This is a genomic window from Pararhodobacter marinus, from assembly GCF_003122215.1.
GTDB classification, from domain to species: Bacteria; Pseudomonadota; Alphaproteobacteria; order Rhodobacterales; family Rhodobacteraceae; genus Pararhodobacter; species Pararhodobacter marinus.
Genome location: NZ_QEYD01000015.1, coordinates 74,226 through 80,271, shown reverse-complemented (window position 1 = coordinate 80,271; position 6,046 = coordinate 74,226). Strand labels below are relative to the sequence as shown.

Below are 6,046 nucleotides of genomic sequence, written 5' to 3'. Positions count from 1 at the left end.
CCAGCGCGGCGCCCGCCGCCGCGCCGGCGGCCGTGCCCGCCGCGCCGGTGCCGGGCCGCCGTCCCATCGTGCCCGCCGGTCAGCCGCTGCCGCCGCAGCCCTCGGCCAACGAGATTTCGCCCGAAGCGCTCGCCACCGTGCGCGAGGTCGAGAAGGGCGCGCGCAAGCTCAACCTGATGGAACTGACCGAGCGGACCTGCAAATGGCCCATCGGCGACCCCGCGACCGAGGAGTTCTGGTTCTGCGGTCTGCCCTCGGTGGCCGGGAAACCCTATTGCGAGGCGCATGTCTCGGTCGCGTTCCAGCCGATGCAGGCGCGCCGCGACCGCCGGCGCTGAGGCGCTGGAGACAGCGACAAGACGAAGGCAACGAGAAGTCAGGGGCGCAGACAGCGCCCCTTTTTCGTGCCGCGCCCCCGGACGCGCCCCCGGACACGCCCCCGAACACGGGCACGGATCGCCGGGCGGTTGATCTTCAGTCCCTGTACGAAGAACGCCGCGCAGGACCTTGGGCTTGCGGAAAAAAACAAAAGACCCGGAGGATCGGCTCGCGATCGGCTCCGGGTCTTTCTTTGGATGGTACCGCCTCCCCGGCTCGAACGGGGGACCTCTAGATCCACAATCTAGCGCTCTAACCAACTGAGCTAAGGCGGCACTGCGGGCCGTTTAGCTTCCCCAAACGGCGATTGCAAGAGGGCAAAACACCAGAGTTCGCACTCGGGTGTCCGGGCTTGGGCCGGGACTGTGCCGGGACCGCATCCGGCGGTGCAGATTGCCGTCGCCGGGCGCGCTTTTCCGGCTATGCTGTCGGCGAGCCCGCTGCCCGGGGCTCTGCCGAGCGCGCTTGCGCGGGGGCACTGGGCAGGCTAGGCACGCCGCGAACACAGCAAGGGGCCGGACATGAGCATCAACAAGGAAAGCGATATCGCCGCCAATCTGCAGATCGGGCCGACCTCGGTGGGCATGGTGCGGATCTATGTCGAGGGCGACGGAATCGAACTGCCGCTGGATTTCGATCCCGAGGAGGCGCTGGAAATCGCCGAGGAACTGCGTCTTGCCGCCGAAGCGGCCGCGGGTATGCGCGACGGCGGAGCCAAGGGCGGGGCGAAACCGGGGAAGGGGAAGGGCAAGCGCTGAGGCGCTTTGCCAAGGTGAGAGACCGGACACGACCCAAGCGGAATTCGTTGCGGCTGCTTCCTTCCGGACCTGACCGGGTTGGCGAAATGCCTGCCCGCGCCGATCTCTCGACGGGGTATGTATGAAAGACGCCCGCGCTTTGCAAGGGTCGATCACACCGGCGTAGATGCCGGGCCTTCCCTTGCGGCGCCAGTATGCGGGCATGTTGTCACTTCCGCGCGAAGCCGCGATACTGCGGGGCCCGGTTCCTCGCCGGGTTCGCTGAACCGGGCGCGTCCCGCGCTATGTAAGAGACCATGAGCAAACGCGGCTATCATCACGGAAACCTGCGGCAGGCGCTGGTCGAGGCCGCGCTTGACCTGATCGCCGAAAAGGGACCGACCGGTTTCACCATGGCCGAGGCCGCGAAAAGCGCCAGCGTGTCCGCCGCCGCGCCCTATCGCCATTTCGCCGGGCGCGAGGATCTGATCGCCGAGGTCGCGGCGCAGGGTTACGACGTTTTCGCCGATGTGCTGGAATTCGCCTATAATGGTGGCCAGCCTTCGCCCCTGGCCGCGTTCGAGGCGGTTGGCCGGGCCTATCTGGCCTTTGCCCGCAAGTATCCCGGCCATTACATGGCGATGTTCGAATCCGGCATCTCGCCGCGCCAGACACCGGCGCTGGCGCAGGCTTCGACCCGCGCGAATGCGGTCCTGTCGACCGCCGCCGACGCCCTCTCGCAACGCATCCCCGCCGACAGGCGCCCGCCCGCGGCGATGTTCTCGGCCCATATCAGCGCGATGAGCCACGGCATCGTCGAGCTTTACACGCGCGGCAAGCCGGGCACGCGGTCTCCCTTCACGCCCGAGGAACTGCTCGAGGCGGGGATCGGCATCTATTTGCGCGGGCTCGGGCTGATCTCGGGCGATTGAGCCGCGCGCGATTCGCCTTTCGCGCGATCCTTGGCGGCTGGAGGCTGGACGATAGCGGTAACGGGGGTGGCGTCTGGAAGTGCCCCGGCAATTCTCAAGCGATTTCCGCATCTTCCGGTTGCCCGGCTCGCGCTTTTGTCGCCTGTTTGCCCCAATTTGGCCCGTTTCCCGCGTAGGTTAATACTTAATCCGAGTATTGAGGGCGGCTTTGAAACGCCGTCCGCCGCGTAGCCAGGACCGCAGGGAGCAAGCCATGAAAATCGCCGTCGCCGGACTGGGGGCCGTCGGTCTTGCCAATGCGATCCTGCTGGCGCGCCTGCACGAGGTGATCGCAGTGGATCCGCGGCCCGGGCGGGTGGCGCTGGTCAATCGCGGGCGTACGCCGATAGACGACCCCGAATGCGCCGAGTATCTGGCAAGCGGGATGCTGAACCTGCGGGCCACGCTGCACGACACCGAGGCGTTTTCGGGCGCCGAGGTCGTGATCATCGCCCCGCCGCCCGCCGAAGCCGAGACCGAGCGTTTCGACACCGCCCCGATCGAGGCTCTGGTCGAGAGGGTGCGCGCGATCAATCCCCATGCGCTGATGGTGATCCGCGCCACCGTACCCGTGGGCTTCACCGCCGCGCTGATCGAAAAGACCGGCTGCAGGCGGATCGTCGTGGTGCCCGATTTCCACCGCGAGGGGCGGGCACTTTATGACAATCTCTATCCCGCGCGCCTCATCGTGGGCGAAGTCAGCGCGCGTGGCGCGACGCTGGCCGACCTGTTTCGCGGCGCCGCGCTCACCCGGGAAATCGCCACGCGTTTGACCGATGCGACCGAGGCCGAGGCGATCAAGATCTTCACCGCCTCGTATCTTGCCTTGCGGATGTCGTTCTTCAACGAACTGGACACGATCGCGCTGGCCGCCGATCTGAACGCGCGCGAGGTGATCGAGACACTGGGCGGCGACCCTCTGGTCGGGCGCCATGACGACAATCCCGGTTTCGGGTTCGGTGGTCCCTTTCCCGCGCGGGTCTCGCACGAGATGCTCGAAACCTTCGGCGACGTGCCCCAGCACATGATGCGCGCCATCGTCGAGGGCGACGAGGCCCGCAAGGAGGCCCTGACGCAGGCGATCCTGTCGCGCCGCCCGCGCTGCGTGGGCATTCACCGCCCGATTGCCGGGCGCGGGGGCGACGAGAACCCGGAAACCGCGCTGCGCGAGATTCTCGTGCGGCTGGCCTCCTGCGGGATCGACCTGGTGGTCTACGAGCCGGGCTCCACCGCGACCGAGGCCTGCGGCTACCGGATCGAAACGGATTTCGGGCGCTTTGCCGCCGGCTGCGACCTGATCGTGGCCAATGCCATGACCCCGGATCTGGCCGGGCTTGGCCCCAAGGTTTTCACCCGTGACCGGTTCAGCCGCGGCTGACCGGGCATCGCGATGTCGATGAAGTGAGGAGTACGAGGATGCGGATTGCGGTTATCGGATTGGGCGTCGTGGCGATCAGCGATGCGCTGGTTCTGGCGCGCCAGCACGAGGTGGTGCTGACCGGGCCCTTGCCCGACCGGGTGGATGCGATCAACGCGGGCGCGCTGCCGATCAGCGATCCGACGGTCGCCGATTACGTCGCGCAGAACGCGCTGTCCCTGCGCGCGACGCTGGATTTCGACGAGGCCCTGAAAGGGGCGGGCATGGTGCTGATCTCGACCCCGCTGCCCAAGGATCCCGAGCGTCACGGCTATCGCACCGCCGAGCTGGATTCGCGCATCGAGATGGCGCATGAACGCTGCCCCGGCGTGCCCATCGTCATCCGTTCGGCCGTCCCCATCGGCTATACCGAGGCTCTGCGCAGCCGCCTGAAAAGCCGCTCGATCCTTTATGCGCCGGAATTCATGCGCGAGGGGCAGTCGCTGCAGGACGCGCTGTCGCCTGCGCAGATCGTGATTGGCGATCGCGGGTCGCTGGGCGAGAAAGTGGCCGAAGTCTTCCTGAACGCCGCGCTGAACCCGCGCATCCCGGTGCGCCGGATCGGCACCGCCGAGGCCGAGGCGGTCAAGCATTTCTCGCAGGCCTATCTCGCCACGCGGGTCGCCTATTTCAACGATCTCGACAGCTACGCGATGACCCATGGCGTCGATGCCCGCAAGGTGATCGAAGGGCTGTGCCTGGATCCGCGCATCGGCGAGCGGGCGAACAACCCCTGCTTCGGTTTCGGCGGCCAGCGTCTGGCCCGCAGCACCGCGCATCTGTCCGAAGACTTCGCCGCCTTGCCCGCGCGCATCCTGCCCAGCCTCGCCCGGGCGAACGAGGCGCGGCTGGACCTGCTGACCCGCGCGGTTCTGGATCGCGGCGCCGAGCGGCTGGGGATCTTCCGGCCCGGTGGCGCGGGAAGCGACGGTGACGCGCTGGGCGGGCTCGAAGCGCGGCTGCGCGGGGCGGGGATCACCGTCACGCACTATACCGGCGCCGGCGAGGACGAGGATTTCGTGCGGTTCAAGGCCGATTGCGATCTGGTCATCGCCCAGCGCATGAGCCCGGCGCTGGCCGATATTCGCGAGAAAGTGTTCTGCCGCGATCTGTTTGCCGCCTAATTCGTGACCTATCGGTGCACCCTGACGCGGCCCCCTGTTCCGGGCGGCCGCGTTTCTCTGTCTGGCCGCGCGCCCGCTTTGCCATTCCGCGCAAAGGCAGGTAGCGGAAGGCAGATATTTTTTCGACGGAGAGCCAGACGCCATCCGTGTAAGACCTGACCCCGCCCGCGCGGCCCGATCTGCTGGAGTGTATTCATGCGCCTGACCCGCCCGTTGTGCGTGTCCGTTTCCCGTTTCCTGCGTCCTGCTTTCCTTGCCACCTCTGTCCTGGCGTCCCTGGCTCCGGTTGCGGCCCAAGCGCAGATGCCCGGGCCCATGGGGCCGATTGCGGTCGGTGTGGTGGCGGCGGAACAGCAGGACATCCCGGTAACGGTGACGGTTCCGGGCCGCGCTGTCGCCTATGAAACGGTCGATATCCGCCCGCGCGTGAGCGGCGTGATTTCCGAGATCGCCTACCAGCCGGGCCGCGCGCTGGAGCGGGGCGATCTGCTGTTCCGCATCGAGGCCGAAACCTACGAGGCCGAGCTGGCCACGGCCGAAGCACGCGTCGCGCTGGCCGAGGCCTCGCAGGGGGCGGCGGATGCGACCGTGCGGCGCTACGAGGCGCTTGAGGGAACCGGCATCAGCACCGGTGCGCTGGAAACCGCGCAGGTGGCCGCGATGCAGGCCGCCGCCGATCTGAGCGCCGCGCGCGCCGATCTGCAGATCGCCCGGCTCAATCTGGAACGGACCGAGATCACCAGCCCGATCTCCGGGCGCGCGGCGGTGGCCAGCGTGTCGGTCGGTGCGCTGGTGACGGAAAACCAGACCACGGCGCTGACCACGGTGACACGGATCGACCCGATCTACGTGGATATCGAGGAATCGAGCCGCCGCATCGGCGAGATGCGCGCGCGGATGAATGCCGGTGCGCTGCAGATGGGCGATTCGCTCGACATCGCGCTCAGGCTGGAAACCGGGGCGATCTATCCGGGCCGGGGCGAGCTGGTCTCGCCCGGTATCGCGGTGTCGACCACGACGGGGACCACGCGCTTTCGTATCCGCTTCGACAATCCCGACCGGCTGATCTTGCCGGGGCAATTCCTGCGCGCCGAGCTGACCGTAGGGACGACCACGGCAATCCTCGTGCCGCAGATGGCGACCGCGCGGTCGTCCTCGGGGGCGCTGACGGCCTATGTGGTGGCCGACGGCGTGGCGCAGCAGCGGGTCCTGACCAGTCAGGGAACCTATGGCAATGGCTGGATCGTCACTGACGGCGTCGAACCGGGCGAACAGCTTGTCGTCGACGGGCTGACCAACCTGCAGGACGGTGCCGAGGTGGCACCGGTCGCGGTGGTGATCTCGGATCAGGGCGTCGTCACGCCCGCCGACGGCAGCTCGCAGGCCTTCACGGCCCCCGGCGCACCGGCGGGGAACTGA

Annotated in this window: 6 protein-coding genes, 1 tRNA gene and 1 other RNA gene; 6 read left to right on the top strand and 2 right to left on the bottom strand. The window is 67.8% G+C overall.

Translation table 11 applies throughout. The annotated features are described in order from the left end of the window. Positions 1–338 (top strand): GcrA family cell cycle regulator (locus C4N9_RS20055; RefSeq protein WP_281260150.1); only part of this gene is annotated, 338 nt, incomplete at its 5' end. Between the two features lie 238 nt (positions 339–576). Here the strand turns inward: C4N9_RS20055 and C4N9_RS20050 are convergent. Then, positions 577–653, bottom strand: a tRNA-His gene (locus C4N9_RS20050). A gap of 246 nt (positions 654–899) precedes the next feature. Between C4N9_RS20050 and C4N9_RS20045 the strand changes: the two genes are divergently transcribed. Beyond that, complete coding sequence (locus tag C4N9_RS20045; protein ID WP_109535117.1) at positions 900–1,136, top strand: DUF6324 family protein; 237 nt, start codon at positions 900–902, stop codon at positions 1,134–1,136. A 12-nt stretch (positions 1,137–1,148) separates the two neighbouring features. Here the strand turns inward: C4N9_RS20045 and ffs are convergent. Next, positions 1,149–1,246: signal recognition particle sRNA small type (gene ffs / locus C4N9_RS20040), an RNA gene on the bottom strand. Between the two features lie 186 nt (positions 1,247–1,432). Between ffs and C4N9_RS20035 the strand changes: the two genes are divergently transcribed. The 4 genes from C4N9_RS20035 (at position 1,433) to C4N9_RS20020 (ending at position 6,046) form a co-directional block, all read left to right on the top strand. Further along, positions 1,433–2,047 carry a TetR/AcrR family transcriptional regulator gene (locus tag C4N9_RS20035; protein WP_109535116.1) on the top strand — a complete coding sequence of 205 codons (615 nt, stop codon included), beginning with the start codon at positions 1,433–1,435 and terminating at the stop codon, positions 2,045–2,047. A gap of 253 nt (positions 2,048–2,300) precedes the next feature. Next, positions 2,301–3,464, top strand: coding sequence for a UDP-glucose 6-dehydrogenase family protein (locus C4N9_RS20030; RefSeq protein ID WP_109535115.1), 1,164 nt, complete (start codon positions 2,301–2,303; stop codon positions 3,462–3,464). Positions 3,465–3,502: 38 nt separating this feature from the next. Continuing rightward, positions 3,503–4,627, top strand: a complete 1,125-nt coding sequence (locus C4N9_RS20025) for a UDP-glucose 6-dehydrogenase family protein (protein WP_109535114.1) — start codon at positions 3,503–3,505, stop codon at positions 4,625–4,627. A gap of 303 nt (positions 4,628–4,930) precedes the next feature. Beyond that, positions 4,931–6,046, top strand: coding sequence for an efflux RND transporter periplasmic adaptor subunit (locus C4N9_RS20020; protein WP_245902643.1), 1,116 nt, complete (start codon positions 4,931–4,933; stop codon positions 6,044–6,046).